Below are 26,955 nucleotides of genomic sequence, written 5' to 3'. Positions count from 1 at the left end.
GAGATCGACGTTGCCGGCAGCGGATCAACGAATCGCCCGGGCGGTAGAGGGCCTGCGATCGACGGTGCTGGTAGCGGATCCGCTCCCCGGCCCGACGCGATGACCAGCGATCCGGGCGGCTCGTCCCCGAACGAGGCGGGCGCGAGAGGATCCGCGAAAGCGCCGGTCAGGAGAGGATCCACGGCCGAGCGTTCCTCCTCGCTGCGGAGCGCACCACCCATCCCCGGCGCCACCATTCGGGGCGGCGGCGCGGTGCAGCCCGGTGGAGGAAGCACCTCTCTCCTCCTGGCCCTGCTCGCCGCCGCCTCCAACGCCGGTTCCTGGTGTGCCGTCGTCGGCGTCCCCACGCTCGGTGCGCTCGCTGCCGCGGAGAGTGGGATCGCCCTGGATCGGCTTGCGCTTGTGCCTGATCCCGGCCCCGAGTGGCCCACCGTCGTCGCCGCGCTCATCGATGGGGTGGATGTTGTCGTTGTTGCCGTACCGGGGCAGGTTTCGGCTTCGATCACCAGCCGGCTCGTCGCCCGGGCCCGGCAGCGGGGGTGTGTGCTTGTGCCCTATGGGCGGTGGGACGGCGCGGATGTGACGCTGCAGGTCACCCAGGGCCGGTGGGAAGGCCTCGGCGCGGGGCACGGCCGGCTGCGTCGGCGCAAGGTCACCGTCGTTGCCCGGGGCCGGGGTACGGCGGCCCGCCCCAAAGAGATCACCATGTGGATGCCGGGACTCGCCGTCGTACCCCCGCACGATCCCACGCCCGGCACCCGATCCCGGCCCGCCGCTGTCCTCCCGGCCGCCGACCAGCCGGCCGAAGCCGAACGCGATGCCCAGCAGTCATCGCCGGCTCCGGGCGCCGAGGGCCGTGATGCCGGATCGGGCGCGACAAGACCGGCGTCCGTCACCTCGATCGTCCCGCTGCCGCCCGGCCGTGACCGGGCAGCGTGGCCAGGGCCACCCGCCAGCGGCGCGGCCACTGTTCGCGCCATGCCGCCCGGCCGTGACCGGGCAGCGTGGCCAGGGCCACCCGCCAGCGGCGCGGCCGCTGTTCGCGCCATGCCGCCCGGCCGTGACCGGGCAGCGTGGCCAGGGCCGCCCGCCAGCGCCGCCGCAGCAGACCCGCCGGCGTCCCCACCGCCAGAAGCGGTCGGGGGGTACGCGTGAGCCCCACCACCGCCGGAGTCCGAACCCTCGTCCTCTGGTGCCCCGACTGGCCCGTCATCGCCGCCGAGATCGTCGAAGGGATCGCCGCTTCTGGGGCGGTAGCCGTTCTTCACGGAAACAGAGTTCTTGCCTGTTCCGAGGCCGCCCGTGCGGACGGGGTGCGGCGGGGGTTGCGGCGGCGGGAGGCGCAGAGCCGGTGTCCTCAGCTCGTGGTCGTCGATCATGATCCGGGTCGGGATGCCCGGGCTTTCGAGCCGGTGGTCGCCGCCGTCGAGGAGGTTGCTGTCGGGGTCGAGGTGATCCGGGCCGGGGCTTGTGCGCTGGCCGCGCGGGGGCCCGCCCGGTACTTCGGGGGTGAGGAGCTCGCCGCCGAGCGGATCGTCGAGCAGGTCGCTCAGGCCTGTGCCGTCGAGAGTCAGGTGGGCATCGCCGACGGGGTGTTCGCCGCCGGGCTGGCCGCGCGGTCCGGGACGATCGTCGGCTCCGGGCGTACCCGGGAATTTCTCGCCGCCGTGCCCGTCGAGGCGCTGGAGCGGCCCGACCTGGCCGACCTGCTCCGGCGGTTGGGGGTCAAGACCCTCGGCGACTTCGCCGCCCTGCCCGCTTCCGACGTGCTCACCCGGTTCGGGTTCGACGGGGCGCTCGCGCACCGGCTCGCCGGCGGGTTCGACCATCGGCCGCTGGCGGTGCGGCAGCCGCCGCCCGACCTGGACGTCAGCGACACCTACGACGAGCCGCTCGAACGGGTCGACGTCGCCGCGTTCGCCGGCCGCGCGCTGGCCGAACGGTTGCACGAGCGGCTCGCCGCGCACGGGCTGGCCTGCACCCGGCTCGGCATCGAGGCGGTCACCGCCGACGGGCAGGAACTGCACCGGGTCTGGCGGCACGAGGGCCTGCTCACGGCCGCGGCCATCGCCGAACGCGTACGGTGGCAGCTCGACGGCTGGCTCACCGGCGCCCGGCGTGGCGCACCGAACCGGCCCACCGCCGGACTGGTCCGGCTGCGGCTCGTCCCCGACGGTGTCCTCGTCCACCTCGGCCTGCAACCCGGCCTCTGGGGCGACACCGGCGCCGAACGCGAGCGGGCCCACCGCGCCCTGAGCCGCATCCAAGGTCTGCTGGGTCCGGAAGCGGTGCTGACGGCCGTGCTCGGCGGGGGGCGTTCCGCGGACGACCAGGTACGCCTGGTCCCGTGGGGTGATGAGCGCACCCCGGCCCGGCCCACCGGCGAGGCCGCCGTTCCGTGGCCGGCGCTCGAACCGGCGGTGGTCTCCCTGGTTGATCCGCCGGCGCTGGTCGCTCTCCCGAGCCCGCCACCTGAGGCGCTCGCGGTCGAAAAAGAGGAGGAGTGGGGGAGCGGTGCCCGCTTGTGGGCAGTTCCGAGTGGGGCAGTAGCTGGGTCTCAGCCGGGAGTGGCGGCCCGCGGGGAAGGACCGAAGTCCGAAGCGGAAGCGGCTGGTTCGTGGCCGGATGTGGCGGTGGGAGGGAAGGGGCGAACGCTCGAAGCGGAAGCGGCCGGTTCGCGGCTGGATGTGGCGGTGGGAGGGAAGGAGCGAACGCTCGAAGCGGAAGCGCGGCCGCCGAAGACGGCAGCGGAGACGGAAGGAAGAGAACGAAAGCCGGAAGCCGCCGAGGCGGAGGGAAGCCGAAAGCCGGAAGCGGCAACGCCGGGGAAGACCCCCGCTGGGGAGGCCGGCCGCAAGCGAGGACGTAAAGGCGTCAAACGTCCCGTACCGATGCCGCCCTGGCCCGGTCGCCTGCCCCGCCCCGCGCCGGCCCTGGTTCTCCCGCAGGCCCTGCCCGCCGTCGTGCTCGATGCCGACCGTCATCCCGTGGGCGTCAGCGCCCGCCTCGAGCTCACCGGCGACCCCACCTTCCTGCTCATCGGCACCGCCGCCCCCGTCGTGATCGCCGGCTGGGCCGGCCCGTGGCCGGTCGACGAGCGCTGGTGGGCCCCCGCCGAGGCCCGCCGCCGCGCCCGCTTCCAGGTCAGCCTCGACGACGGCCGGGCCCTGCTGCTCTCCCTCGCCGCCGGGCACTGGGCGATCGAGGCCATCTATGACTAAGGCCGCCGGACGATGAGTTTCCACAATCCGCGGATGCCGTGGTCCAAGCTGGAGGGCACGCTCACCGGCAAACATCTGCATGTCGTCGATCCGCTCGCCGTCGACGGCGACGGCGGGGATTCCCCCGCCTGGAGCCGCAAGCGGCAGCCCTATCAGGCGCCGGCCCTGGTCCGGGCACCCAGCCGTGACCGGTACGCCGAACTGCACTGCCACACCAACTTCAGTTTCCTGGACGGCGCCAGCCACCCGGAGGAGCTCGCCGAGGAGGCCGCCCGCCTGGGTCTCACCGGACTCGCCGTCACCGACCATGACGGGTTCTACGGGGTCGTGCGTTTCTCGCAGGCCGCCCGTGAGCTGGGCTTGCCCACGATTTTCGGCGCCGAGTTGTCGCTGGATCTCGCCAGGCCGCAGAACGGTGAGGCCGACCCCGAGGGCCGGCATCTGCTCGCCCTCGCGCACGGCCCCGAGGGGTACGCCCGGCTGGCCCGGACCATCTCCCGCGGGCAGCTCGACGGCGAGGAGAAGGGCAAACCGGCGTACGGGGAGCTGGAGGACGTTGCCGCGGTCCTGCGTGATCATGTGCTCGTGCTGACCGGGTGCCGCAAGGGCAGTGTGCCGCGGGCGCTGGCCAGTGGCGGGATGCCGGCTGCCGCGTACGAGCTGGACCGGCTCGTCCGTCTGTTCGGCCGCAGCAATGTCGTGGTGGAGCTGACCGCGCACGGCGACCCCTACGACGACGACCGCAACGACGCCCTGTACGAGCTGGCCCGCAGTCGCCGGCTGGAGGTGGTCGCGACCAACAACGTGCACTATGCGACCCCGGCGCGGCGCCGGCTGGCCACCGCGCTGGCCGCCGTACGGGCGCGGCGCAGCCTCGACGACATGGACGGCTGGCTGCCTGCCGCCGGCACCGCCCACCTGCGCAGTGGGGCCGAGATGCGGCGGCGGTTCGTGGCGTACCCGGGGGCGGTGGAGAACGCCGCGATGTTCGGTGATGATCTTGCCTTCGACCTCAATCTGGTCGCGCCGAAGCTGCCCGATTTCGACATTCCGCCCGGGCACACCGAGATGAGCTGGCTGCGGGAGCTGACCATGCGCGGCGCGCGGGAGCGGTACGGGCCGCCGCAGGCCCATCCGCGGGCGTACGCGCAGATCGAGCACGAGCTGAAGATGATCGCGGAGCTGAACTTCCCCGGGTACTTCCTGGTGGTCTACGACATCGTGAAGTTCTGCCGGGACGCGGACATCTACTGCCAGGGGCGGGGCTCGGCCGCCAACTCCGCGGTCTGTTACGCGCTGCGCATCACCAACGTGGACGCCGTCGCGTACGACCTGCTGTTCGAGCGGTTCCTGGCCCCGGAGCGGGACGGGCCGCCGGACATCGACGTCGACATCGAGTCCGACCGCCGCGAGGAGGTCATCCAGTACGTCTACCGCCGGTACGGCCGGGAGCACACCGCGCAGGTCGCCAACGTGATCTCGTACCGCCCGCGGTCCGCCGTCCGGGACATGGCCAAGGCCTTCGGTTTCTCGCCCGGGCAGCAGGACGCCTGGAGCAAGCAGATCGACCGGTGGGGCAGTGTCGCCTCGGTCGACGTGGAGGAGATCCCCGAGCAGGTCGTGGCGTTCGCCAACCAGGTGCAGAACTTCCCCCGGCACCTGGGCATCCACTCCGGCGGCATGGTCATCTGCGACCGGCCGATCATCGAGGTGTGCCCGGTGGAGTGGGGGCGGATGCCCGGGCGCACGGTGCTGCAGTGGGACAAGGACGACTGCGCGGCGATCGAGCTGGTCAAGTTCGACCTGCTGGGGCTGGGCATGCTGTCGGCGCTGCACTACGCGTACGACATGATCTCCTCCGACCTGGACATCGGCACCATGCGGCTGGACGATCCCGAGGTCTACGACATGTTGTGCCGGGCCGATTCCGTCGGGGTCTTCCAGGTGGAGAGCCGCGCGCAGATGGCGACGCTGCCCCGGCTCAAGCCCCGCGAGTTCTACGACCTGGTCGTCGAGGTCGCGCTGATCCGGCCCGGCCCGATCCAGGGCGGCTCGGTGCACCCCTTCATCCGGCGCAAGAACGGCCTGGAGGAGGTCACCTACCCGCACCCGCTGATGCGCAACGCGCTGGAGAAGACCCTGGGTGTGCCGCTGTTCCAGGAGCAGCTGATGCAGCTGGCCATCGACGTCGCGGGCTTCGACCCGGCCGAGGCCGATCAGCTGCGCCGGGCGATGGGATCCAAACGGTCGGTGGAGAAGATGGAACGGATCAAGAGCCGCCTGTACGCCGGGATGGCCGCCCGGGGTATCACCGGTGAGCTGGCCGACGACCTGTTCCAGAAGCTGTCCGCGTTCGCCAGTTACGGCTTCCCGGAGAGCCACGCGATGAGCTTCGCGTACCTGGTCTACGCCAGTTCCTGGCTCAAGCGCTATCACCCGGCGGCGTTCTGCGCGGCGCTGCTCAACGCCCAGCCGATGGGCTTCTACTCGCCGCAGTCGCTGGTCGACGACGCCCGCCGGCACGGCGTCGAGGTGCGCCGCCCGGACATCAATCTGAGCGACGCCGCCGCGGTGCTGGAGTCGACCGCGCAGACCCGCTGGGGCAGCGCGCCCGGGGAACCGCCGCACGCCTGGGGACTGGGCGGCCCGGCTGTGCGGATGGGGCTGAGCAGCGTCCGTACCCTCGGCGACGACCTGGCCGGGGTCATCGAGCAGGAGCGTCGCGCGCACGGGCCGTACCGGGATCTCGCGGATCTCGCGCGCCGGACCGGATGCTCGACCGCCCACCTGGAGGCCCTCGCGACCGCCGACGCCTTCGCGGGTTTCGGCCTCTCGCGGCGCGAGGCGCTGTGGGCGGCGGGCGCCGCCGCCTCGGACAAACCGGACCGCCTGCCGGGTACGGTCACCGGCACGACCGCGCCGACGCTGCCCGGCATGGCCGATGTGGACAAGCTCGTCGCGGACGTCTGGGCCACCGGCCTGTCCCCGGACGCGCATCCCGCCCAGTTCATCCGGGCCGAGCTGGACCGCGCGGAGGCGGTGCCGATCGCCCGGCTGGGCCGGGTCGAGGCCGGCACCCGGATCCGGGTCGGCGGCATCGTCACCCACCGGCAGCGGCCGGCGACGGCGGGCGGGGTCACGTTCATCAACCTCGAGGACGAGACCGGGATGCTCAACGTGACCTGTTCGCCCGGGCTGTGGCAGCGGTACAAGCGGGTGGCGCGCAGCAGCGCGGCGCTGATCGTGCGGGGGCGGCTGGAGAAATCCGAGGGTGTGCTCAACCTGGTGGCGGACCGGCTGGAGGCGGTCACCCCACCGATCAGCCCGGCGTCCCGCGACTTCCGGTGAACGGACACTATATTTCCGTTCTGCGCATCCTGCACCTTTTGTGGCGTAGACCGGATGCGCACTGGAAACGTGGCATCGGGGAGAGCACCATGATCAGCACCATCGCCGCCGCAGTCCTCCTGCTCGCGGCCCCGGCAGCCGCCGCCCCACCGGCCTCCACGGCTGCGGTGAAGAAGACTGACCTTACGGTGAGTTATCTGGCTGAGGCCGGCTACGCGGCCGCGGTGAAGCTGCGGTGCGATCCCGCCGGCGGGGCCCACCCCAAGAAGGTCAAGGCCTGCCGGTCGCTGGCCGCCGTCGGCGGCGACCCGAGCCGGCTCACCCCCGCGCCGCTGATGTGCACGATGGAGTACGCGCCGGTGACCGCCCAGGTCAAGGGCACCTGGCGGGGCCGCCCGGTGAACTGGTCGCACAAGTTCGGCAACCGCTGCGACATGCACCGCACGACCGGGGTGCTCACGGCCTTCTGAGCAGCGACTCCGCCATGGTCACGGCCAGCCAGCGCTCGTAGCGGTCCAGGCTCCAGCCGCGCCGGCGGGTGAAGCGGTCCAGCAGTTCCGGCGCGGTCAGGGCCCACAGCACGTCGCCGGCCTCCGCCTCCGTCAGCCCGTCGCGCAGCCCGAAGCGCCGCGCGACGTGCCGGGCCACCCCGGCGGTGCCGATCGCCCGCTCACCCTCGATCTTGTCGACGAACGCGCGGACGTCCGGGTCGCGTCCCGCGCCCTGCACGAACACCACCGCGATCAGCGGTCCGGCCCGTTCGGCCAGCTCCCGGCCCATCCGGGCGTACAACCGCAGGCACTCCTGCGGATCGGTGGCGGCCAGCATGGCCCGCGCGATCGGTCGCTCGATCATCGGTACGGGCTCGTCGTCGCCGGCCAGGGCCACGTCGTACACCGCCTTGAGCAGCGCCGCCTTGCCACCGACCACGTTGTAGACGGTCTGCGGGCTGACCGCGGCCCGTTTGGCGATCGCCTCGATGGTCGCGCCGAAGTAGCCCCGGCGCAGGAACAGGTCACGGGCCGCCACCAGTACCTTCTGCCGGGTGGCCCGGACCTGTTCCGCTCTCGCCGTGTTTCTCATGCCTCGCTCAGGGGGATCGGCGCCGGTGGCCGCAACGCGCCGACCTGCCACAGCACGCTCAGCTCGTCGCGGACGCCCCAGTGCTCGGCGAGCAGGCCGCCCTCGGCGCGATAGAGGTGCATGGTCGGCATCGCGTACGGCTTGCCGGTGGGTGCGAAGCCGAGCGTATCGACGTCGTGGACGCCGTGCGCGGTGGCCCGGACCGCCACCTTGTCCCCATCGGCGACCATGTCGTGCACCTCGTAGCGGATCTTCAGCGCGGTGGTGAGGAACGTGAGGATCTGGAGGTAACCCGCGCGGCCCTGCGGCGCCCACGGTGGCGCGCCGTGATCGACGAAGTCCTCGGCGACCAGGTGCCCGGCGGCGGCGACGTCCCCGGTGTCGAAGACCTCGAGCACCTGACGGGCCAGCTTCTCGGCAGTGTTCATCGGTGGTGTCCCTTTCCGGTACGGCATTGACTGGAACCACGTTCCAGCCAGGTCACCGCCGCCGGCAACGATCATGGAAAGACCGGCCGCCGTCCTCCAGCGAAGCGGCTCCGCACTCCGGCTGCGCGCCCGGCCGATACGCTGCCCAGGTGGACACCGCATCGACGCGAACCCCCCGCCCGCCCGTCACCGTGCGTACCGCTGCCGTCTGGGCCGTGCTGCGCCGCGAGCTCGAGCGCAGCGCCGGGCGGGAGCTGACCGTGCTGGACGTCGGCGGCGGGACGGGTGGTTTCGCCGTGCCGCTGGCCGAGGCCGGGCACACCGTGACCGTCGTGGACGCCAGCCCCGACGCCCTCGCCGCCCTGACCCGCCGGGCCGCCGACGCGGGCGTGGCCGACCGGGTCCGCGCGGTGCAGGGCGACGGCGACGCGCTCGCCGGGCTGGTCGCGCCCGGCAGCGCCGACCTGATCCTGTGCCACTCCGTGCTGGAGGTCGTCGACGAGCCGGCCGAGGTGGTGGCGGCCATCAGCGCTGCCCTGCGCCCCGGCGGCGCGGTCAGCCTCCTGGTCGCCGGCCGGGCGGCAGCCGTGCTGGGCCGCGCGGTCAACGGCCACATCGCCGCGGCGGCCGCGCTCTTCGGCGACGACGAGGGTCGCGCCGGCACCCGCGACACCCTGCGCCGGCGCTACGACGCGGAGACCGCGTCGGCGCTGCTGAGCGCGGCGGGCCTCACAGTCGAGGAGATCCATGGGGTACGCGTACTCGCCGACCTCGTACCGGCCGCCATGGTGGAGGCGGACCCGCAGGCGATGCTGGAGCTGGAACTGGCCCTCTCCGCCCGCCCGCCGTTCCGCGACATCGCCTCCCAGCTGCACCTCTTCGCGCGGCGCCCATGACCGATCAGCTGCCCCCGGAGGCCTTCACCCCGGTCCGGCCCGCGTACGGGAGCGCCAGCCTGGCCGACCTGATGCCCAGTGTCTCCGCGGTGCTCGGCGTGCCCGGTGCCACGGATGTGCTGGGGCTGGGCGCCGAGCTCGACGGGGTGGACCGGATCGCGGTGCTGCTGGTCGACGGGCTGGGCACGTACCAGATCCCGGTCGCCGCGGCCCACGCCCCGATCCTGGGTGAGCTGCCCGCCCGGGCCCTCACCTCGGGTTTTCCCTCCACGACCCCGGTCAGCCTGGTCACCCTGGGCACCGGCGCACTGCCCGGCGCACACGGCATCCTCGGCTTCACGCTGCGCAAGCCCGACGGCGGCATCCTCAACCACATCAGGTGGGGCGACGACCCGGACCCGGCCAAGTGGCAGCCGCAACCGACCCGTTTCGAGACGGCGATGGCAGCCGGCCTGCCCGTCACCCAGGTGACCCGGCCCGAATTCGAGGGCACCGGCCTCACCGTGGCGGCCAACCGAGGAGCCACCTTCTCCGGCGCCGCCGACCCGCTCGCCCTGTCCGAACGCATGCTGGAGGCGCTGTCCCGGCCCGGGCTGGTCTACGGCTACCACCCCGACCTCGATCACCACGGGCACGGCACCGGCGTCGACTCACCACCCTGGCAGGAAGCGGCCCGGGAGGTCGGCCGGCTCGTGGCGCGGCTCGCCGACGGACTGCCGGAAGGCGCGGCGCTGCTGGTCACGGCCGATCACGGGCAGCTCAACGTGCCCACCGAGGGCCGCATCGACCTGGGCCGGGACCCGGTGCTGGCGGCCGGGATCGTCGCGGTCGCCGGTGAACCCCGGGTCCGCTACCTGTACGTGGAGGACGGCGCCCGCGACGACGTGATCGCCGCGTGGCGCGGGGTGCTGGGGGAGTCGGCGTGGGTGCTGACGCGCGAGGAAGCGATCGCGGGCGGCTGGTACGGGCCGGTGCCGCCCGAGCACGAGAGCCGGCTCGGTGACGTGGTGGTGATCTGCCTGGGGCGGACTGTGATCGTGGCCAGTGGGTGGGAGCCGCCGGCGGTGGGGCAGCTGGTCGCGTACCACGGGTCGGTGACCGCGGCCGAGATGACCATTCCGCTGCTGATCGTGCGCTGACCCGGCTTTTTGTCGTACCCCGCGGATAGCGTTCCCTCGTGGGACGAAGTCAGGCCATCGGCCGGGGGCGTGATCCGCGGTTCGGGCCGGAGGCCGACGACGCGGGCTGCACCATCCTGCACGTCGACATGGACGCGTTCTTCGCCGCCGTTGAGGTCCGCCGCCGCCCTGAGCTGCGCGGCAAGGCGGTCATCGTGGGCGGGCTGGGCCCGCGCGGCGTGGTCAGCTCGGCCAGCTACGAGGCCCGCCGCTTCGGCGTGCGCAGCGCGATGCCGGCCATGCGCGCCCGCGCCCTGTGCCCGCACGCGGTGTTCCTGCCACCCGACTTCTCCGAGTATTCGGCCGCTTCCACTGCCGTCATGCGGATCTTCCGCGATGTCACGCCGCTGGTCGAGCCGCTCTCCCTGGACGAGGCCTTCCTCGATGTGGCCGGCGCCCAGCGGCTGCTCGGCCGTCCGGCGGTCATCGCCCGGGACATCCGCGCCCGGATCGCCGAGGAGCAGCGGCTGACCTGCTCGGTCGGGGTCGCGCCGAGCAAGTTCGTGGCCAAGCTGGGCTCCACCCGGGCCAAGCCCGACGGCGTGATCGTCGTCCCGGCCGGCCAGGTGCTCGACTTCCTGCACCCGCTGCCGGTGGACGCGCTGTGGGGCGTGGGGGAGAAGGCCGCCGAGACGCTGCACCGGCTCGGGCTGATGACGGTCGGTGACCTGGCCGCCGCGCCGCTGGGCATGCTGCGGGCCGCGCTCGGGGAGGCATCCGCCGCGCACCTGCACGAGCTGGCCTGGGGGCGGGACAGCCGCCGGGTGGTGGCCGAGCACGTGGAGAAGTCGATCGGCGCCGAGATGACGTACGACACTGACGTCACCGACCCGGTGACGATCCGGCGCAGCCTGCTGGCGCTGGCCGACAAGGTCGGCGCCCGGCTGCGCGCCGCCGGGCACGTGGGCCGGACCGTCACGATCAAGATCCGGGTGGCGGACTTCCGGACGGTCAACCGGTCCCGCACGATGCCGACGGGCACCGATGTGGCCCGGGAGATTTTTGCGACTTCCTGGACGCTCTTCGAGGCGCTGCGGGTCGCCGAGCCGATCCGCCTCGTCGGCGTCCGGGTCGAGGGCCTCAGCGCCGCCGCGACCACATCACGGCAGCTCACGCTGGGGGAGCCGGAGCGCGGCTGGCGCGAGGCGGAGGCCGCGACGGACGCTCTGGCGGTCCGTTTCGGCCGCTCCATCGTCGGACCGGCCAGTCTTTTGGGACAAACCGATCATCGCCGAACCGAAAATCACCCGCACTCGACGGTCGTCCCGCTTTCCGACCCGCCAACGCCCTCGTAGACTTGCGGTAAGGCAGCCGGTCGGCTGTCTCGCACCATCGGCCCGCCTGCACCACCGCCGGGGGGCCGGACATGCGCCCGGGGAGGAATGCCGTGCCGCTCTCGGAGCACGAGCAGCGGCTGTTCGACCAGATCGAGCAGTCGCTTGCCGAGGACCCCAAATTCGCCTCGGCTGTGCGGGCCAGCGACCCGCGTTTCCACGCCCGGCGCCGACTCGTCGTCGCCGCGTTCGTGATCGTCGCTGGTCTGGCGTTGGTTGTCTACGGCACGGTGAGCAGCAACACGCTGCTCGGCGTGGCGGGATTCGTGGTCATGCTGGCCGCGGCCGCGTTCGGGATGCAGAGCCGCCGGAAGGGTCAGGCCCCTGACCTGCACGCCGTCGGTGGCACCGCGACCCGCCGCACCCGCTCGACCCGGAAAGCGGGCTTCATCGACCGGCTCGAGGACCGCTGGCGTCAGCGTCCCGAGGGCCACCGCTAGCCCGGACAACCAGCGGCGACGAATGGCGGCCATCCGGCCGCCATCGCCGTATCCGCACGCTCATCACCCACGATGAGCAGGAAATCGCAGCGGCGTCCTGCAGAGGGACGCCGCTCATTGCTACGCCCGGACAAGGCCGTGGCTGCAGCATGCAGCGGCCCACTGTGACTCCTCCGGCTCGCGGCGCCGGGGTTGACCTCAAGCCGAGTTCCGGTTTTACCGTCTGCCGATGACTCCGACCTTCACCCCCTCATCGGCACCCGAACGCGACCGGCACGACCTCATCGCGTCGGTGGCCGAGCTCGAACGCTCCCAGCAGCAGGAAGACGTCGAGGGCTTCCTCGCCCTGTTCGCGCCCACCGCGGTCTGGGTGAACGGCGCGGGAAGACGCCTGATCGGTCTCGAAGAGATCAGCGACTTCACCCGCACGGTCCTGCCCGGCGCGATGGCCGACAGCTCGGTGACCTACGAGGTCGAGCACATCGCCTTCATCACGCCCGACGTGGCCCTGACCGGCGTGCGCCAGCAGTACCTCGACGCGGCCGGACAGCCGCTCGCTACGGATGGCACGGGAAGCCCGACCTACCTGTGGTCCCGGACCGGCGGCACCTGGAAGATCGTGGCCGGCCAGAACACGGCCGTCGTCGCCTAGCGACACACTCGGCCGCCCGGGACAACCGATCGCCGTCAGCGGCGGTCGGTGAGTGCTGCCTCCAGGCGGAGGCCGAGTCCGGTGAGCACGAGCAGGCCCGCGAAGAAGTAGCCCTTGGCGGGCGTGCTGTCCGTGACCAGTCCGATGACCGAGACCAGCAGGCCGACGACCACGGCGATGGTGCCCAGGATCCTGGTCGTGTCGGTCCGTCGTCCTCGCGCGTCCACGCCGAAGACCATACGGGTCCTGATCAGACGAGCCGCCCCGCCGGAACCTGAGGTCCGGCAGAGCGGCTTCGGGTCAGCGGGCCCGGTTCGCCAGCAGGCGGCGGGGGCTGAAGCGGACCAGCAGGTCACGGCCCCGGCTGAAACTGCCGACCCACCGGGCCGACGTGTCGCCCATGCCCAGCCGCCACCGCAGCAGCACCGACGGCGGCAGCACGACCGCCGCGAACCGCGTCCGCTTCGTCGCCGTCCTGGCCAGGCCCTTGCGGACCTGGTTCAGTGCCACCGTCAGCTCGCCGCCCTGCAGCGGCTGCCGGGCGTACCGGGCTCGTTCCTCGGCCCGGCCCAGCAGCGTCGCCGACTCCGCCGGCGTGTCGGTCAGGTCGGCTTCGCGGACCAGGCGCTGGGCGGTGTGCCTCGGCGTTTCCGTCGGGTCCACCGGTACGCGGTAGTCGATCATCGTGTCGACCAGTTCGTCCCAGGCGGCGTGGGCGTCCTCGCGGGCGCGTACCGCTTCTGTGGTCACCACGACTTCCCGGGTGCCCGGTGGGGCCGGACCCGTCGCTGCCGCCACCGTTGTCTTCGGAGCTGTTGCCGCGTGGCGGCGCCTGCGGACTAGGACCCGGCGCAGGGCCGGCACCGCCAGCAGGACCAGGATCAGGGCGATGATTCCCGCTGTCAGCAGGGCCGTCGTCGAGGGGCCCGACTGGTTCGCCGGGTCGTTCAGGCCCTGGGCGCCGGCGTCGACGTCGCGGTCCGGGCGTTCCGCCGCGCCCGGTCCGGCCGAGGTGTCGGCGCCCGGGGCCACCGTGGCGGTCGACGTCGGGGACGGCGTCTCCACCGCGTCGGTGTCGGGGGCCCAGTCGGAGCGGGTCGAGCCGACCACCGCGGCCGCCGGGGTCGCGTCGAACGGGACCCAGCCGAAGCCGTCCAGGTAGACCTCGGTCCACGCGTGGGCGTTACGGTTCGTCAGCACGTACGCCTCGCCGTCGCGGGTGCTGCCGCGGGTGAAGCCGAACGCCACCCGGGCCGGGATGCCCGCCTCGCGGACCATCCACGCCATCGCCGCCGCGTACTGCTGGCAGTAGCCCGCCTTGCCCTCCAGGAACGACGTGATCGCCGACGCGCCCGCCTCCGGGTCCGCGGTCTGCAGGCTGTACGAGAAGCCGTTGTCCTTGGAGAAGTAGCGGTAGATCGCCGCGACCTTGTCGTACTCGGTGCGCTCGCCCTTGGTCAGGTCGTCGACCAGCTTCTCGACCTTCGCGTCCTGCGGGACCGTGGTGAACTGGGTCCGCAGCGGGTTGTCGCGGGGCAGGGCCTCGGCGCTGCGCAGCTCGGCGGGCGTGTACTTGGCCCGCACGTAGTCGAACGAGTACTTCTTCTCCTTGGTGGTCGTGCGGTTGGAGTAGACCACCTGGGTGTTCTGGTCGTACGACCACGCGCCGTCGAGGCCGTCGGCGTCGATCGGGGTCGCGTAGACCGGGGCCAGGGTCTGGCCGAAGTCCTTCGTGATCTCCACCTCGGCGTGGTACTGGCGGTACTGCGGGCCGGACGTGGTGCCGCTCTCGCGGGGGTCGTAGAGGCCGCGGGACAGGGGCTGGCCGTTCGGCGTGCGGTTGCTGAAGCCGTCCGAGGAGAGCACGTCGGCGACGCCGAAGCGCAGGTAGAACGGGTCCGGTTCGTTGGTCGTGACCCGGACGTAGTTGGTGACCTGGGTCTGGTTGAGCTGGCCGCTGAGCGAGGCGAACAGGTTGATCCGGCCGGTGCCACCCTTGCCCGAGCCGCCCGTACCGGTGCCGCTGCCGACCTGGGTGAGCGAGTTGAGCAGGCCGGTGTTGAGGCCCGGGACGATCACCGGCAGCAGCACGGCCGTGGCGACGCCGATCACGGCGAGCCGGCGTCCGGCCGCGGCCAGCGGCGACGGCTCCCAGACGTCGACGTCGCGGCCGTCGCCGGTGAAGCGGCGGCCGAAGCGGCGCACCCGGTCCACGTTGTCGGCCACCAGCAGCCAGAGGAAGCCGGTCGCGCCGACGATGAACGGCAGCACCGGGACGCTGTCGACGTACACGGCGACCGGGACCGAGTAGATGGCCAGCATCGGCAGGCCGGCCAGGGCCGGCTTCCGGGCCACGACGGTGAGCAGGTCGACCGCGATCGCGACCGCCCCGATGCCGAAGACGGCGACGAACAGCAGGCCTTCGCGGTCGGGGACCGGCACACCGTACGAGCGGGTGTCGTTGCCGGCGTCGGTGAACAACGCGCCGAAGTGCTCGAACGTCGCCGGGGACGGGATCAGCGAGAGCAGTTCGTCGCCGCTGGGGAACATCCAGGTCAGGGTCAGCAGCAGCACCACGACCATGCCCAGGGCCTGCGCCCAGGACGGGAAACGCAGCGTACGGGTCAGCACCGCCGCACCGGCCACCAGGCCGACCGCGAGGATGCACTCCAGCAGCCAGGTCCAGGTGTCGAAGATCGCCGACAGCGGCGCCGCCGCCAGCAGGGTCGCGGCCGCCGCCACGAGTCCCAGTCGTCGTCGCCCGGTCACCGTAGAACTCCCCTCATCGCCCGACCGTCTCGGCCATCGCCGCCCGGTAGGCGAAACCTTGCGAACCGCGTCCGGCCGCCGGCCAGAGCGCGGCGAGCGAGTCGCCGTGCGCGACCGGCACCGAACGCCAGCCGCTGCGGACCAGGGCCAGAGCCGTGGCGCCGTGCGCCCGGTCGGCCTCGGTGCGTTCCCCGGGTGGCATGTTCACCCAGGTGGAACTGTCGATCGCGAACCCGATGCAGGTGGCGCCGTTGCCACGCAGCCCGGTGAGCACCTGGGCCTCGGCCACGCTGAGCGTGCCGAACAGGCCGATCACCAGGCCGCCGTCGGAACGCCGCCGGACCTGGTCGACCAGCACCGAGATGTCACCGGCGCGGGTCAGCTTGACGTCGGCGAGGGTGTCCAGGATCGCGCCCTCACCACCGATCTCGGTGGCGTCGACGTCGGTCCCGTCCCCGGTAACCAGGCGCAGCTTGTAGCCGGCCTGGCGCAGGTGCATCGCGATGCTGGCGGCGGCCGAGACGGCCCATTCGAAGCTCGCCGTCGGGCCCTCGCCACGATGCGCGGCTTGACGGGTGTCCAGAACGACGGTAGCTCGGCTCTCCCACGGCTGCTCCTCGCGGCGCACCATGAGCTCACCGGTGCGGGCGGTGGAACGCCAGTGCACCCGGCGCAGGTCGTCGCCGCGCCGGTACTCCCGGGTCGCCGCGTCGTCCTCGCCGTGCACGGCCACCGACCGGGCGCGGCTGTCGCCGGTGCCCGCATACTCGCCGGCCAGCCGCACGGCGGGCAGCGGGACGACCTGCGGGATGACCGTGAGCCGGTCGACGCTGGGGAACGAGCGGGTCAGCTCGCACAGCCCGAACGGGTCGGTCAGCCGGATCACCAGCGGGCCGACCGGGTAGCGGCCGCGCACGTCGGCGCGGACCGTGTACGCCACCGAACTGGCCTGGTGCGCGCCGAGCCGCTCCAGCACGACCCGCGGCCGGCTGCCCAGGGCGTACGGCAGCCGGTCCTCCAGCAGCAGCGTGCCGGTGGGCAGCCGGGACATGTTCTGCAGGCGCAGGATGACCCGCGCGCTGGAGCCGACCGGGGCGCGGCCGGGCTCCAGCGAGCGGGTGCACGCCAGCTTGTAGCGGCTGCGCCCGACGTACGCCGCGGCCAGCAGCGGCAGCATGGCCAGCAGGATCGCCACCCGCAGCAGGTCCTTCTCGCCGAGGATGAACGCCGAGATGGCGGCGGCCGAGCCGGCGGCCAGGAAGGAGCGGCCGCGGGTGGTCAGTCCCCGCATGGCCTCGCGCATGTCAGCGCCCCCGGGACTCGTACTGCCCGCGGGTGTCGCCGACCGCGCGCGTGTCGTACGGCGAGCGGTTGCGGTCGTGCGGCAGGGGCAGCCGGTGCACGATCTCGGCCACGATGGCGTCGGTCGTACGCCGGTTGAGCTGGGCGTCCGCGGTCGGGATGATGCGGTGGGCCAGCACCGGCACGGCCAGGGTCTGCAGGTCGTCGGGCAGGACGTAGTCGCGACCCTCGAGGGCGGCGACGGCCTTGGCCGTACGGATGAGCTGCAGGGTGGACCGCGGTGACGCGCCGAGGCGGATCTCCGGTGCCTCCCGGGTGGCCGTGACGAGCGCGATCGCGTACTGCTGGACGGCATCGGCCGCGTGCACGTCGCGTGCCGTGGCGATCAGCCGGCGCACCAGGGCGGCGTCGGCGACGGACCGCAGGTCGTTCAGCGGGTCGTGGGCGCCGTGACCGTTGAGCATCGCCATCTCGGCGCGCGGGTCCGGGTAGCCCATCGCGATGCGGGCGGTGAAGCGGTCGCGCTGCGCCTCGGGGAGGGGGTAAGTGCCCTCCATCTCGATCGGGTTCTGGGTCGCGATGACCATGAACGGCGCCTGCAGCTCGTACGTCGTGCCGTCGACCGTGACCTGCCGCTCCTCCATGCACTCGAGCAGGGCGGACTGGGTCTTGGGCGAAGCCCGGTTGATCTCGTCGCCGACCACCAGGTTGGCGAACACCGCACCCGGCTTGAACTCGAAGTCGCGCGTCTCCTGGTTGTAGACGCTGACCCCGGTCACATCGCTGGGCAGCAGGTCGGGGGTGAACTGGATGCGCCGGACCGAACAGTCGATCGAGCGGGCGAGCGCCTTGGCGAGCTTGGTCTTGCCGACGCCCGGCACGTCCTCGATCAGCAAGTGGCCCTCGGCGAGCAGCACGGCCAGAGCCAGCCGGACCGTCGCACTCTTGCCCTCGATGACCTGCTCGATGTTGGCCATGATGGCCCCGCTTGCGGCGAGGAACTCATCACTCGGCAGGGGACCGCCGGGCTGGTCCCAGGTTGGCGTTGTCACGGGCCTCCTCCATGTCGTTCAAGCCCCTTCCTACGTGCTCACGTAGAAAAGAAACCGAAGGTTCGCGGGCGGCCGGCGGTCCGTGGGCCTCCGGCGCTCGCCGCCCGTTCCTCACAGGTTAGCCCGGTCACAGCAACCTGCCGAGCGCGCGCTAGCGGCAGTGACGGCTAGTGGTCAACTGGACACGCATATCGGATGGGTTACGAATCAGCACGGTTGATACCGGGTGCCGCGCGAACCGGACGCCCGGTATCATGCAGTCATGGCTCGGTCCTTCCTGCTTCTTAGCCAGCCGTGCTGATCTCATAACAGAGAACAGCGCGGCGCCCCCTCCTGCGAGAGGGGCTTTTTTGTGCCCTGAAGTAGGTGATCCTTGTCGACTGACTTTTCGAAAAGAACGAGATGGTGACGATGAGCGAGTCCGAGACCAACGCGGACGTCCCGCCGTACCGCTACACAGCGGCGCTGGCCGCGGAGATCGAGCCCCGCTGGCAGGAATTCTGGTCCGGCCACGGCACGTTCCACGCGCCGAACCCCACCGGTGAGCTGGCCGATCCCGAGCACCCGCGGGCCGGGGCGCCGAAGCTGCACGTGCAGGACATGTTCCCCTACCCGTCCGGCGCCGGCCTGCACGTCGGGCACCCGCTGGGCTACATCGGCACGGACTGCTACACCCGCTACAAGCGGATGGCGGGCTACAACGTGCTGCACCCGATGGGCTTCGACGCCTTCGGCCTGCCCGCCGAGCAGTACGCGGTGCAGACCGGCACCCATCCCCGGATCACCACCGAGGCCAACGTCGAGCGCTACCGCGGTCAGCTGCGCCGGCTGGGCCTGGCCTACGACGAGCGGCGCAGCTTCTCCACCACCGACCCCGAGTACTACCGCTGGACGCAGTGGATCTTCCTGCAGGTCTTCAACTCGTGGTTCGACCCGTCCGACGCCAAGGCCAAGCCGATCGAGATCCTGGTCTCGCAGTTCGAGGCCGGCGAGCGCGAGACGCCCGACGGGCGGGCGTGGGCGGAGCTGTCCGACGTCGAGCGCCGGCAGGTGATCAACGACTACCGCCTGGCGTACGTCAGTGAGGCGCCGGTCAACTGGTGCCCGGGGCTGGGCACCGTGCTGGCCAACGAGGAGGTCACCCCGGACGGGCGCAGCGAGCGCGGCAACTTCCCGGTCTTCAAGCGCAGCCTGAAGCAGTGGATGATGCGCATCACCTCCTACGGCGACCGGCTGGTCGACGACCTGGACACGCTGGACTGGCCCGAGCCGGTCAAGCTGATGCAGCGCAACTGGATCGGCCGTTCCCAGGGCGCGCACGTGGACTTCCCGGTCGGCGGCGACGACGACGTGATCAGCGTCTTCACCACCCGGCCCGACACGCTGTTCGGCGCGACGTACATGGTGCTGGCGCCCGAGCACACCCTGGTCGACTCCGTCGTGCCGGCGGCCTGGCCCGAGGGCACCAAGGCCGTCTGGACGGGTGGGCACGCGAGCCCGGGGGAGGCCGTCGCGGCGTACCGGGCGGAGGCCGCGGCCAAGACCGAGGAGGAGCGGACCGCCGACGCCAAGGTCAAGACCGGCGTCTTCACCGGCGCGTACGCGACCAACCCGGTCAACGGCGCGCGCATCCCGGTGTTCATCGCCGACTACGTGCTGGCCGGCTACGGCACGGGCGCGATCATGGCGGTGCCCGGCCAGGACGAGCGCGACTGGGCCTTCGCGGAGGTCTTCGACCTGCCGATCATCCGTACGGTGCAGGCGCCCGACGGTTTCGACGGTGCCTTCACCGGCGACGCCCCGGCGATCAACAGCGACTGGCTGAACGGGATGGGCGTGGCCGACGCCAAGGCCGCGATGATCTCCTGGCTGGAGGAGCACGGCCACGGCCGGGGCGCGACCACGTTCCGGCTGCGCGACTGGCTGTTCAGCCGGCAGCGCTACTGGGGCGAGCCGTTCCCGATCGTTTACGACGAGACCGGCCTGCCCGTCGCGCTGCCCGAGTCGATGCTGCCGGTGGTGCTGCCGGACACCGACGACTTCTCGCCGCGCACCTTCGACCCGGACGACGAGCACAGCGAGCCGGAGACGCCGCTGTCGCGCAAGAAGGACTGGGTGACCGTCGAGCTGGACCTGGGCGACGGGCCCAGGACCTACACGCGCGAGACCAACACGATGCCGCAGTGGGCCGGCTCTTGCTGGTACGAGCTGCGCTACCTGGATCCGCACAACGACAAGGTGCTGGTCGAGAAGGAGAACGAGGCCTACTGGATGGGCCCGAAGGATGCCGCGGACTGCGGCGGCGTCGACCTGTACGTCGGCGGCGTCGAGCACGCGGTCCTGCACCTGCTGTACGCCCGCTTCTGGCACAAGGTGCTGTACGACCTGGGCCACATCTCGTCCTTCGAGCCGTTCCGCAAGCTGTTCAACCAGGGCTACATCCAGGCGTACGCGTTCCGCGACGCGCGCGGCGTCATCGTGCCCGCCGAGGAGGTCGTCGAGCGCGACGGCAAGTGGTACTTCGGCGAGCAGGAGGTCGCCCGCGAGTACGGCAAGATGGGCAAGTCGCTGAAGAACGTGGTCACCCCGGACGACATGAGCGAGCAGTACGGCGCCGACACGTTCCGGGTGTACGAGATGGCGATGGGCCCGCTGGACGTGTCCCGCCCCTGGGACACCCGCGCGGTCGTCGGCTCGCAGCGCTTCCTGCAGCGGGTCTGGCGCCTGGTGGTCGACGAGGAGACCGGCGCGGTCCGGGTCACCGACGACCCGCTGGACCCGGCGACCCGGCGCGTGCTGCACCGCACCATCGACGGTGTCCGCGAGGACATGGACGAACTGCGGTTCAACACGGCCATCGCCAAGCTGATCCAGCTGACCAACACGCTGACCCCGCTGGGCACGACGTCCCGCGAGGCGATCGAGCCGCTGGTGCTGATGACCTCGCCGTTCGCGCCGCACCTGGCCGAGGAGCTGTGGCGCAAGCTGGGCCACGACGACACGCTGGCCTACGCCGACTTCCCGGTGCCCGACCCGGCCCAGCTGGTGGCCGAGTCGGTCACCTACCCGGTGCAGGTCAACGGCAAGGTCCGCGGCCGGGTCGAGGTCGCGCCGGACGCGAGCGAGGAGACGGTACGCGCGGCAGCGCTGGAGTCGGTGGCCGAGGCGCTGGCGGGCCGGGAGCCCCGCAAGGTGATCGTGGTCGCCGGCCGGCTGGTCAGCGTCGTCGTCTGACCGTTCCACATGCAGGACAACGGCAGGGCCGTCGGGAGGTCGGGCACGCCGTACCGGAACAATCCGGTACGTGCCTGATCTCCCGGACGTCCTGACTGTCGCCCCGCTGAACTCCCGCCTGGACGCGACCGTGCGCCCACCGGGGTCGAAGAGCATCACCAACCGGGCGCTGCTCTGCGCCGCCCTGGCCCCGGGCACGTCGACGCTGACCGGGGCCCTGTTCGCGGACGACACCCGGGCGATGCTCGATGCGGTGGCCGGCCTGGGTGCCACCGTCGATGCGGACCCCGAGGCGGCCGTGATCCGGGTGACCGGCGTCGACCCCCGTACCGGATCAGCCGACGCCGCCGTCGACGCCCGGCAGTCCGGCACCACATCCCGTTTCATCCTGCCGGCGGCGGCGCTGCGTCCCGGCCGTACCGTGGTCGACGGCACCCCGCAGCTGCGTGCGCGCCCGTTCGGCCCGGTCCTGGACGCCCTGCGCGACCTGGGCGCGGAGGTCTCCACGACGGGGTTCCTGCCCGCGACTGTGCGTGGCCCGCTGCGCGGCGGTCCGGTGCAGGTCAGCGGTCACATCTCCAGCCAGTTCCTGTCCGGCCTGCTGATGGCCGGCCCCCTGATGGCCGACGGCCTCACCGTGGAGCTGACCTCCCCGCTGGTGTCGGTGCCGTACGTGGAGATGACCCGGGCGGTGATGGCAGCCTTCGGCGTACGCGTCGACGGCCTCACCGTGGCGCCGGGCACTTACCAGCCCACGGAGTACGCGGTGGAGCCGGATGCCAGCGCGGCTTCCTACTTCCTGGGCGCGGCGGCGATCGCGGGCGGCCGGGTGACGGTACGCGGGCTCGGCAGTTCGAGTCTGCAGGGCGATGTCGGCTTCGCGGACGTGCTGGGGCGGATGGGGGCGACTGTGACCCGCTCGGCCGACTCGTTGACGGTCAGCGCGGCGGGCCCTCTGCACGGGATCGACGTCGACATGTCCGATATTTCGGATACGGCGCAGACGTTGGCGGCGGTGGCGGTCTACGCGGACTCGCCGACCCGGGTGCGGGGGATCGGCTTCATCCGCGGCAAAGAGACAAATCGGGTGGCGGCGGTGGTGACCGAGCTGCGCCGGGCCGGGATCGACGCGGTGGAGGACGAGGACGGCTTCACGATCCGTCCGGGGGTGCCGCGGCCGACCCGGTTCGCCACGTACGAGGACCACCGGATGGCGATGAGTCTGTCGCTGCTGGGGTTGCGGTCGCCGGGGATCGAGATCGCTGACCCGGGTTGCGTGGCCAAGACGTACCCGCACTTCTTCACCGACCTCGCCGCGTTGAGCTGACCGCTCCGCTGCCGCTGCCCGCTGCACCGCCGTTGGCGCTTGATCTACGCGGCGTTGGAGATCTTGGTGGCCGATGGCCCTTATGGCGGCCAGAAATTTCCAAGGTCTCCGAGGCGGCCCGCAGGGGCCTGGGTGGCTTACCGGCCTGACGTGCTTCGGTCGCGTGTGCGTTGTCACGGGGAATGCGCTGTTGCCGGGGGAGAGCGCTTCGAGCGCTGTGGCGGGGGACAACGGGTTGAAAGGAGAACGGCCCGCCGGGGATGCGGCGGGCCGTGCGTCGTTTCTCCAGGTGCGTCGGCTCAGGCGGCCGCAGCGGCCGCCGCCGCGGCATCACGCCGGGCGGCCAGGCGCCACCGCAGCACGATCGTCGTCGTCAGGCCGATCCCGATCGCCGCCGGCGCCAGCGTCAGCGGGTTCATCGAGCCCGGCGAGGCCACCGCCGCGCCGATCACCGCGTACGAGACCGCGGACGGCACCGATGCCAGTGTCGTGCCGAGCAGGTAGCGCTTGCGGCACACCGATGTCGTGCCGTAGGCGTAGCCGATCAGGCCGAACGGGGCCAGCGGCAGGAAGCGGACCAGCAGCACCGCTGACAGGCCGCGGCGGTTCAGCCAGCCGTCCAGGCGGTCCAGTTTGCCGCCCGCCCGCGCGCCCAGGGCGCCTCGGCCGGCCCAGCGGCCCGCGTAGTAGGTCGCCACGGCGGCGATGATGGCCGCGGCCAGCGCGGTGGCCGCGCCGGTGGCCGGGCCGAGCAGGGCGCCGCAGGCCAGGGTGATTGCGGTACGGGGGACGAGCACCGACAGGAGCAGTCCGCCCACGACGGCGATCGCGACGGCTGCCGCCGGGCCGAGGCCCACGACCGAGTCCGCGATGGCCTGCAACGGCAGGACCGCTGCCGCCACGCCCAGGGCGGCGATGACGGCGGCGAGGATGCCGACGCGGGTGAGCCGGCGCCGCCAGCCGAGCGGGGTCGTCGGGTGCTGCGTGCTGACCTGAGGGTCCGTGGCGGGGGTGGCGATGCCCCGCGGGGCGATCAGGGTGTCAGTCATGCAGGCGTACCCCTAAGGTCTCGTCGGTCCAGGTCTGGTGATCGGCGCCTGTCGTGCTCAGGCGGCGCCTGCCGCGGCGAGCCGCTCGCCTCTGAGCCGGTCGGCCCAGGTGTCGTCGAGCGCTTGAAGACTATCCGCGCCGATCGCCCAGCGCAGTAGCAGATCGGCTATCGCTGGGTTGCGGGCCAGCGCCGGGCCGTGCGCGTAGGTGCCGAGGATCTTGCCGTGCCAGGCGCCCTCGGTCTGGCCGTCGTTGCCGATGCCGGCGGTCACCCGGGCCAGCGGTGCCACTCCGGGACCCAGGTGGGTCCGGCCGCCGTGGTTCTCGAATCCGGTCAACGGGGGCAACCCTAGCCGGGGATCGATGTCGCCGCGAACCTCGCCCACCGCGCGTGTCTCGCCCCGGTCCGAGCTGAGGTCGAGCAGGTCCAGGCCGGCGCACTTGGCGCCCTTGGCGAAGAACGAGCTGCCGAACAGCTGGTAGCCGGCGCACACGGCGAGCACGGCCGCGCCCTGGTGGACGGCCCGGTGCAGGCCGCCGTCGGCGATCAGCCGCTGGGCGGCCAGCGCCTGCGGGCCGTCCTCGCCGCCGCCGATCAGATAGATGTCGGCGGTGGTGGGCATGGCCTGGTCCGAGCGGACCTCATACGTCTCCACCGGGATGCCCCGCAGCGCCGCGCGGCGCCCCAGGATCAGCAGATTCCCCCGATCGCCGTACGTCGAGAGCAGGTCGGGATAGATCCAGACGATCCGCAGGGTGCTCTCAAGCATGGTTTTTCCTCGGTTTTCCGCTGCGGGCATGCTCAGTTGACACGGTCCAACTCCGCTCGGATGTCCTGGAACGCCGTGTAGTTGGCGATCACTTCTAGGCGACCGGGCGGGCTGGCCTGCACCGCCTCGTCGAAGGTATGCACGTGCCGGAAGGCGACATCGTTCACTTCGAGCCGCACGGCCAGGTCGTAGGCCCGGTCGCCGGTGATCAGCACCTGCCGGCCGCGCAGCGGGGAGAAGTCGACGTCGTAGAGCCAGGACGTGTCGAAGCCGTCGGGGTCGCGGGCGTTGATCGACAGCAGGGTGGGGGCCACCTCGGCCATGTCGAACGCCTCGAGCCAGCTGGCCGGGTTCTTGGCCAGCAGCAGCCGGATGTTGCGGCCGTCGCGTTCCACCTGGGCGTAGCGGCCCGCCACCGAGGAGACGCCGGCCAGCCGGGGGACGGCCTCTATCGGGCGGACGCCGAACTCGGCGGCCACGGCCAGCGCGGTGGCGGCGTTGCCCAGGTTGACGTGCCCGGGCAGCTGGAGCTTGACCAGGTGCCAGTCGCCGCGGGGGTCGATGACGCCGTCGTCCTCGACGGTCCACTGGGCCTGCGGGCGGCGCAGCGGGCATCCGGTGCAGCGCCAGTCGCCGTTGGCGCGTTCGATCGGGGAGCCGCACTCCGGGCAGACGAACGAGTCGTCGTGCCAGCGCTGGCCCGCGCTGAACCAGACGACATGCGCGGTGTTGACCGCCGCCCAGACCACCATCGGGTCGTCGGCGTTGGCGACCACGTGCACGTCGGGGTGGGCGGCCAGGGCGGTCCGCCACATCTGCGCCATCATGGCGACTTCCTTGGCCCGGTCGAGCTGGTCGCGCGAGAGGTTGAGCAGCGCCACCACCCGCGGGGTGGTCTCGTCGATGACCCGGGCCAGGTAGTGCTCGTCGACCTCGAGCACCGCGAACGGGGTGGCACCGGCCTTGGCCAGGGCCGAGGTGTGCCCGGTGGGCATGTTGGCGCCGAAGGAGTTGGTGGCGACCGGGCCCAGCACGCCGAGGGCGGCCGCGGTGAACCGGGTCGTGGTCGTCTTGCCGTTGGTGCCCGAGACCAGCGCGATCGCGCGGCCGGCGGCGAGGTTCTTCAGCAGGTCGGGATCGATCTTGAGACCGATCCACCCGCCGATCACCGAGCCGTCGCCGCGGCCGGCCGCCCGTGAGAGCGCCGCAGCGGTTCGCGACACGGAGGTCGCGACCTTGGCCCGTAGGGGCATCTTCCCGTCCGTCACGGCGACGAGGGTACCGGAAACGGACACTACGTCGAGTGGCCCCGGCTCCGACCTGTGGACAGCCGCCGCCGGACCGCCCCCTCGGCCGAACGGATGATCTCCGCTACGCCGCCCGTCGCCGAGTTTGCGCCGCTGGGGGCGTTTACGGTCACATTCTCCCGACCTCGGTCCGGCCCATGATCGACCCCGATGGGGCTTTTTATGTGTTGTGTTTCACCCGTAACCTTCGACCTAAAGTGATCACCCCATCACCAGGTGCACCGGCATTTGTCACGGCCTGGTTACAAACCGGACAGCGGCCCACGTGCCAAATACGGAGAGTAGTCAAGTCGAGCCCTGCAGTCCGCCGGGAAATCGGGTAGCAAGGGTGAGCCGGTGAGCGCCCGCTCGCCGCTCGCACCGCATCGGACCACGCCGAGCCCTGCCCCGGTCCGGGCGGCGCGACCACACGCACGCGTTCGACAACACAGGCATACGGGGGCAGGGACGGGGGACCCAGATTCGGTCCACGGGGCACGCGCCACTCGCGGCGTACCACGGGGACCTTGGGGTGAAGCCACCATCGGTGGCCGGGCAACCTTCCCGCCCGAACCCGACAGCTAACCTCGCAGGCGTGCCGGAGGGATCTCTCTACCGTGCACGAAAGCACCTCGCACCGGCGTCGTCGTACCGTCGGCACCGGTCCCATCGCTCTGTCCCTGGGTCTCAGCCTCGCTGCCAGCCAGCTGATCGGCACCCCGGCGGCCTCCGCCGCTCCGGCGCCCGTCACGGCGGCCGCGGCGGCAGCCGTCAAGCCCAAGCTCACGAATTCCTACAACAGGAAGACGCTGAAGAAGGGTCAGACGGTCCGGGTCACCGCGAAGCTCATCAACCCGAAGACCGGCAAGGGCGTCAAGAGCGTCAAGGTCAAGCTGCAGATCAGGGGCGGCAAGTCGTGGAAGACCTGGGTCACCCGGTCGACCGACTCCAAGGGCGCGGTCTCGATCCTGACCAAGCCCGGCTCGTCGCTGTACTACCGCACCGTCTTCTCCGGCGGTAAGGGCTACACCTCGACGCGCAGCGGCCAGACCAAGATCACCGTGAAGACGCAGAACAAGGCGGCCAAGGTGCTGGCCGAGGCGGCCAAGCACAAGGGCGCGCCGTACAAGTTCGGTGCTTCCGGGCCGAACCGGTTCGACTGCTCCGGCTACACCATGTACGTCTACAAGAAGGCCGTCGGCAAGAAGCTGCCGCACAAGGCCAACTCGCAGCAGCGGTACGGCAAGGCCGTCGGCAAGGGCAGCAAGAAGGCCGGCGACCTCCTGGTCTTCCGCTCCGGCTCCTACGGCACCCACGTCGGCATCTACGCCGGCGGCGGCTACATGTGGGCCGCACCGCACACGGGTGACAAGGTCAAGAAGCAGAAGGTCTACGGCAAGAACTACGTCGTGCGCCGCCTCGTCTGAGTTCGGCTCAGCGGTACGGTCACCGACAGCGCAAGTAAGAGCAGTACGACAGTTCAGTGGGGGGGGGGGGGGGGGGGGGGGGGGGGGGCCGACCCGCCCCCCCCCCCCCCCTGTCCGTGTCTTACGCCGCCCCACCCACCCTGACCACCCAACAACGC

20 protein-coding genes, 2 pseudogenes and 1 riboswitch are annotated in these 26,955 nt (G+C 71.9%); of the genes and pseudogenes, 12 read left to right on the top strand and 10 right to left on the bottom strand.

Annotated elements, in window-relative coordinates; translation table 11 throughout:
- Positions 1–225: 225 nt before the first annotated feature.
- Positions 226–860: pseudogene (locus tag ACZ6S4_RS04305) on the top strand (hypothetical protein); the annotation flags it as partial.
- Positions 861–892: 32 nt separating this feature from the next.
- On the opposite strand, the gene ACZ6S4_RS04300 reads toward ACZ6S4_RS04305, so the two are convergent.
- On the bottom strand, positions 893–1,126 hold the full coding sequence (locus ACZ6S4_RS04300; protein ID WP_465473468.1) for a hypothetical protein: 234 nt from the start codon (positions 1,124–1,126) through the stop codon (positions 893–895).
- A 25-nt stretch (positions 1,127–1,151) separates the two neighbouring features.
- Between ACZ6S4_RS04300 and ACZ6S4_RS04295 the strand changes: the two are divergent.
- From ACZ6S4_RS04295 to ACZ6S4_RS04285, 3 genes and pseudogenes are all read left to right on the top strand, one after another.
- Positions 1,152–2,624: pseudogene (locus ACZ6S4_RS04295) on the top strand (DNA polymerase Y family protein); the annotation flags it as partial.
- Positions 2,625–3,233: 609 nt separating this feature from the next.
- The gene (locus ACZ6S4_RS04290; RefSeq protein WP_465473467.1) at positions 3,234–6,569 is read left to right on the top strand and encodes an error-prone DNA polymerase; all 3,336 of its coding nucleotides are present in this window, start codon (positions 3,234–3,236) and stop codon (positions 6,567–6,569) included.
- A gap of 89 nt (positions 6,570–6,658) precedes the next feature.
- Positions 6,659–7,039, top strand: a complete 381-nt coding sequence (locus ACZ6S4_RS04285; RefSeq protein ID WP_465473466.1) for an SSI family serine proteinase inhibitor — start codon at positions 6,659–6,661, stop codon at positions 7,037–7,039.
- On the opposite strand, the gene ACZ6S4_RS04280 is transcribed toward ACZ6S4_RS04285, so the two are convergent.
- Positions 7,026–7,652: a TetR/AcrR family transcriptional regulator gene (locus ACZ6S4_RS04280; RefSeq protein WP_465473465.1), complete on the bottom strand. Its 627-nt coding sequence runs from the start codon at positions 7,650–7,652 to the stop codon at positions 7,026–7,028. The two genes, ACZ6S4_RS04285 and ACZ6S4_RS04280, sit on opposite strands and share 14 nt — an antisense overlap.
- Complete coding sequence (locus ACZ6S4_RS04275; RefSeq protein ID WP_465473464.1) at positions 7,649–8,080, bottom strand: ester cyclase; 432 nt, start codon at positions 8,078–8,080, stop codon at positions 7,649–7,651. The genes ACZ6S4_RS04280 and ACZ6S4_RS04275 overlap by 4 nt, the downstream gene beginning before the upstream one ends.
- 149 nt (positions 8,081–8,229) lie before the next feature.
- On the opposite strand from ACZ6S4_RS04275, the gene ACZ6S4_RS04270 reads away from it, so the two are divergent.
- The 5 genes from ACZ6S4_RS04270 (at position 8,230) to ACZ6S4_RS04250 (ending at position 12,580) form a co-directional block, all read left to right on the top strand.
- Positions 8,230–8,976 carry a methyltransferase domain-containing protein gene (locus tag ACZ6S4_RS04270; RefSeq protein WP_465473463.1) on the top strand — a complete coding sequence of 249 codons (747 nt, stop codon included), beginning with the start codon at positions 8,230–8,232 and terminating at the stop codon, positions 8,974–8,976.
- A complete protein-coding gene (locus ACZ6S4_RS04265; RefSeq protein ID WP_465473462.1) occupies positions 8,973–10,115 on the top strand; it encodes an alkaline phosphatase family protein in 1,143 nt (380 codons plus the stop codon). The genes ACZ6S4_RS04270 and ACZ6S4_RS04265 overlap by 4 nt, the downstream gene beginning before the upstream one ends.
- A gap of 38 nt (positions 10,116–10,153) precedes the next feature.
- Positions 10,154–11,449, top strand: coding sequence for a DNA polymerase IV (locus ACZ6S4_RS04260; protein WP_465473461.1), 1,296 nt, complete (start codon positions 10,154–10,156; stop codon positions 11,447–11,449).
- Between the two features lie 92 nt (positions 11,450–11,541).
- Positions 11,542–11,928 (top strand): DUF3040 domain-containing protein, encoded by a 387-nt coding sequence (locus tag ACZ6S4_RS04255; RefSeq protein WP_212993889.1) that lies wholly within the window; start codon positions 11,542–11,544, stop codon positions 11,926–11,928.
- Between the two features lie 229 nt (positions 11,929–12,157).
- Positions 12,158–12,580: an SgcJ/EcaC family oxidoreductase gene (locus tag ACZ6S4_RS04250; protein WP_465473460.1), complete on the top strand. Its 423-nt coding sequence runs from the start codon at positions 12,158–12,160 to the stop codon at positions 12,578–12,580.
- Between the two features lie 35 nt (positions 12,581–12,615).
- Here ACZ6S4_RS04250 and ACZ6S4_RS04245 read toward each other — a convergent pair whose 3' ends face one another.
- The 4 genes from ACZ6S4_RS04245 to ACZ6S4_RS04230 all read right to left on the bottom strand — a co-directional run bounded on the left by ACZ6S4_RS04245 (position 12,616) and on the right by ACZ6S4_RS04230 (position 17,703).
- Positions 12,616–12,807, bottom strand: coding sequence for a hypothetical protein (locus tag ACZ6S4_RS04245; protein ID WP_465473459.1), 192 nt, complete (start codon positions 12,805–12,807; stop codon positions 12,616–12,618).
- A gap of 73 nt (positions 12,808–12,880) precedes the next feature.
- Positions 12,881–15,349: a transglutaminase TgpA family protein gene (locus ACZ6S4_RS04240; protein ID WP_465473458.1), complete on the bottom strand. Its 2,469-nt coding sequence runs from the start codon at positions 15,347–15,349 to the stop codon at positions 12,881–12,883.
- Between the two features lie 13 nt (positions 15,350–15,362).
- Entirely contained in the window at positions 15,363–16,652 is a 1,290-nt protein-coding gene (locus ACZ6S4_RS04235) for a DUF58 domain-containing protein (protein WP_465473457.1), read from the bottom strand.
- 1 nt (position 16,653) lies between these two features.
- The gene (locus ACZ6S4_RS04230) at positions 16,654–17,703 is read right to left on the bottom strand and encodes an AAA family ATPase (RefSeq protein ID WP_360548029.1); all 1,050 of its coding nucleotides are present in this window, start codon (positions 17,701–17,703) and stop codon (positions 16,654–16,656) included.
- Between the two features lie 411 nt (positions 17,704–18,114).
- On the opposite strand from ACZ6S4_RS04230, the gene leuS reads away from it, so the two are divergent.
- Positions 18,115–20,937: a leucine--tRNA ligase gene (gene leuS / locus ACZ6S4_RS04225; RefSeq protein WP_465473456.1), complete on the top strand. Its 2,823-nt coding sequence runs from the start codon at positions 18,115–18,117 to the stop codon at positions 20,935–20,937.
- Between the two features lie 70 nt (positions 20,938–21,007).
- Positions 21,008–22,264 carry a 3-phosphoshikimate 1-carboxyvinyltransferase gene (aroA, locus tag ACZ6S4_RS04220; protein WP_465473455.1) on the top strand — a complete coding sequence of 419 codons (1,257 nt, stop codon included), beginning with the start codon at positions 21,008–21,010 and terminating at the stop codon, positions 22,262–22,264.
- A gap of 299 nt (positions 22,265–22,563) precedes the next feature.
- Here the strand turns inward: aroA and ACZ6S4_RS04215 are convergent, their stop codons facing one another.
- Genes ACZ6S4_RS04215 through ACZ6S4_RS04205 form a run of 3 tightly spaced genes read right to left on the bottom strand, consistent with a single transcriptional unit; the run spans position 22,564 to position 25,337 of the window.
- Positions 22,564–23,313, bottom strand: coding sequence for a TVP38/TMEM64 family protein (locus ACZ6S4_RS04215; protein WP_465473454.1), 750 nt, complete (start codon positions 23,311–23,313; stop codon positions 22,564–22,566).
- 57 nt (positions 23,314–23,370) lie between these two features.
- Positions 23,371–24,084, bottom strand: coding sequence for a type 1 glutamine amidotransferase (locus tag ACZ6S4_RS04210; RefSeq protein ID WP_465473453.1), 714 nt, complete (start codon positions 24,082–24,084; stop codon positions 23,371–23,373).
- A gap of 32 nt (positions 24,085–24,116) precedes the next feature.
- Positions 24,117–25,337: a MurT ligase domain-containing protein gene (locus tag ACZ6S4_RS04205; RefSeq protein ID WP_465473503.1), complete on the bottom strand. Its 1,221-nt coding sequence runs from the start codon at positions 25,335–25,337 to the stop codon at positions 24,117–24,119.
- A gap of 523 nt (positions 25,338–25,860) precedes the next feature.
- A riboswitch (cyclic di-AMP (ydaO/yuaA leader) is annotated at positions 25,861–25,981 on the top strand.
- Between the two features lie 6 nt (positions 25,982–25,987).
- Here ACZ6S4_RS04205 and ACZ6S4_RS04200 point away from each other — a divergent pair.
- Positions 25,988–26,797, top strand: a complete 810-nt coding sequence (locus tag ACZ6S4_RS04200) for a C40 family peptidase (RefSeq protein ID WP_465473452.1) — start codon at positions 25,988–25,990, stop codon at positions 26,795–26,797.
- Positions 26,798–26,955 lie beyond the last annotated feature (158 nt).

This window comes from Actinoplanes sp. NPDC051405, assembly GCF_055586185.1.
This window is presented reverse-complemented; position numbering and strand designations above follow the sequence as displayed.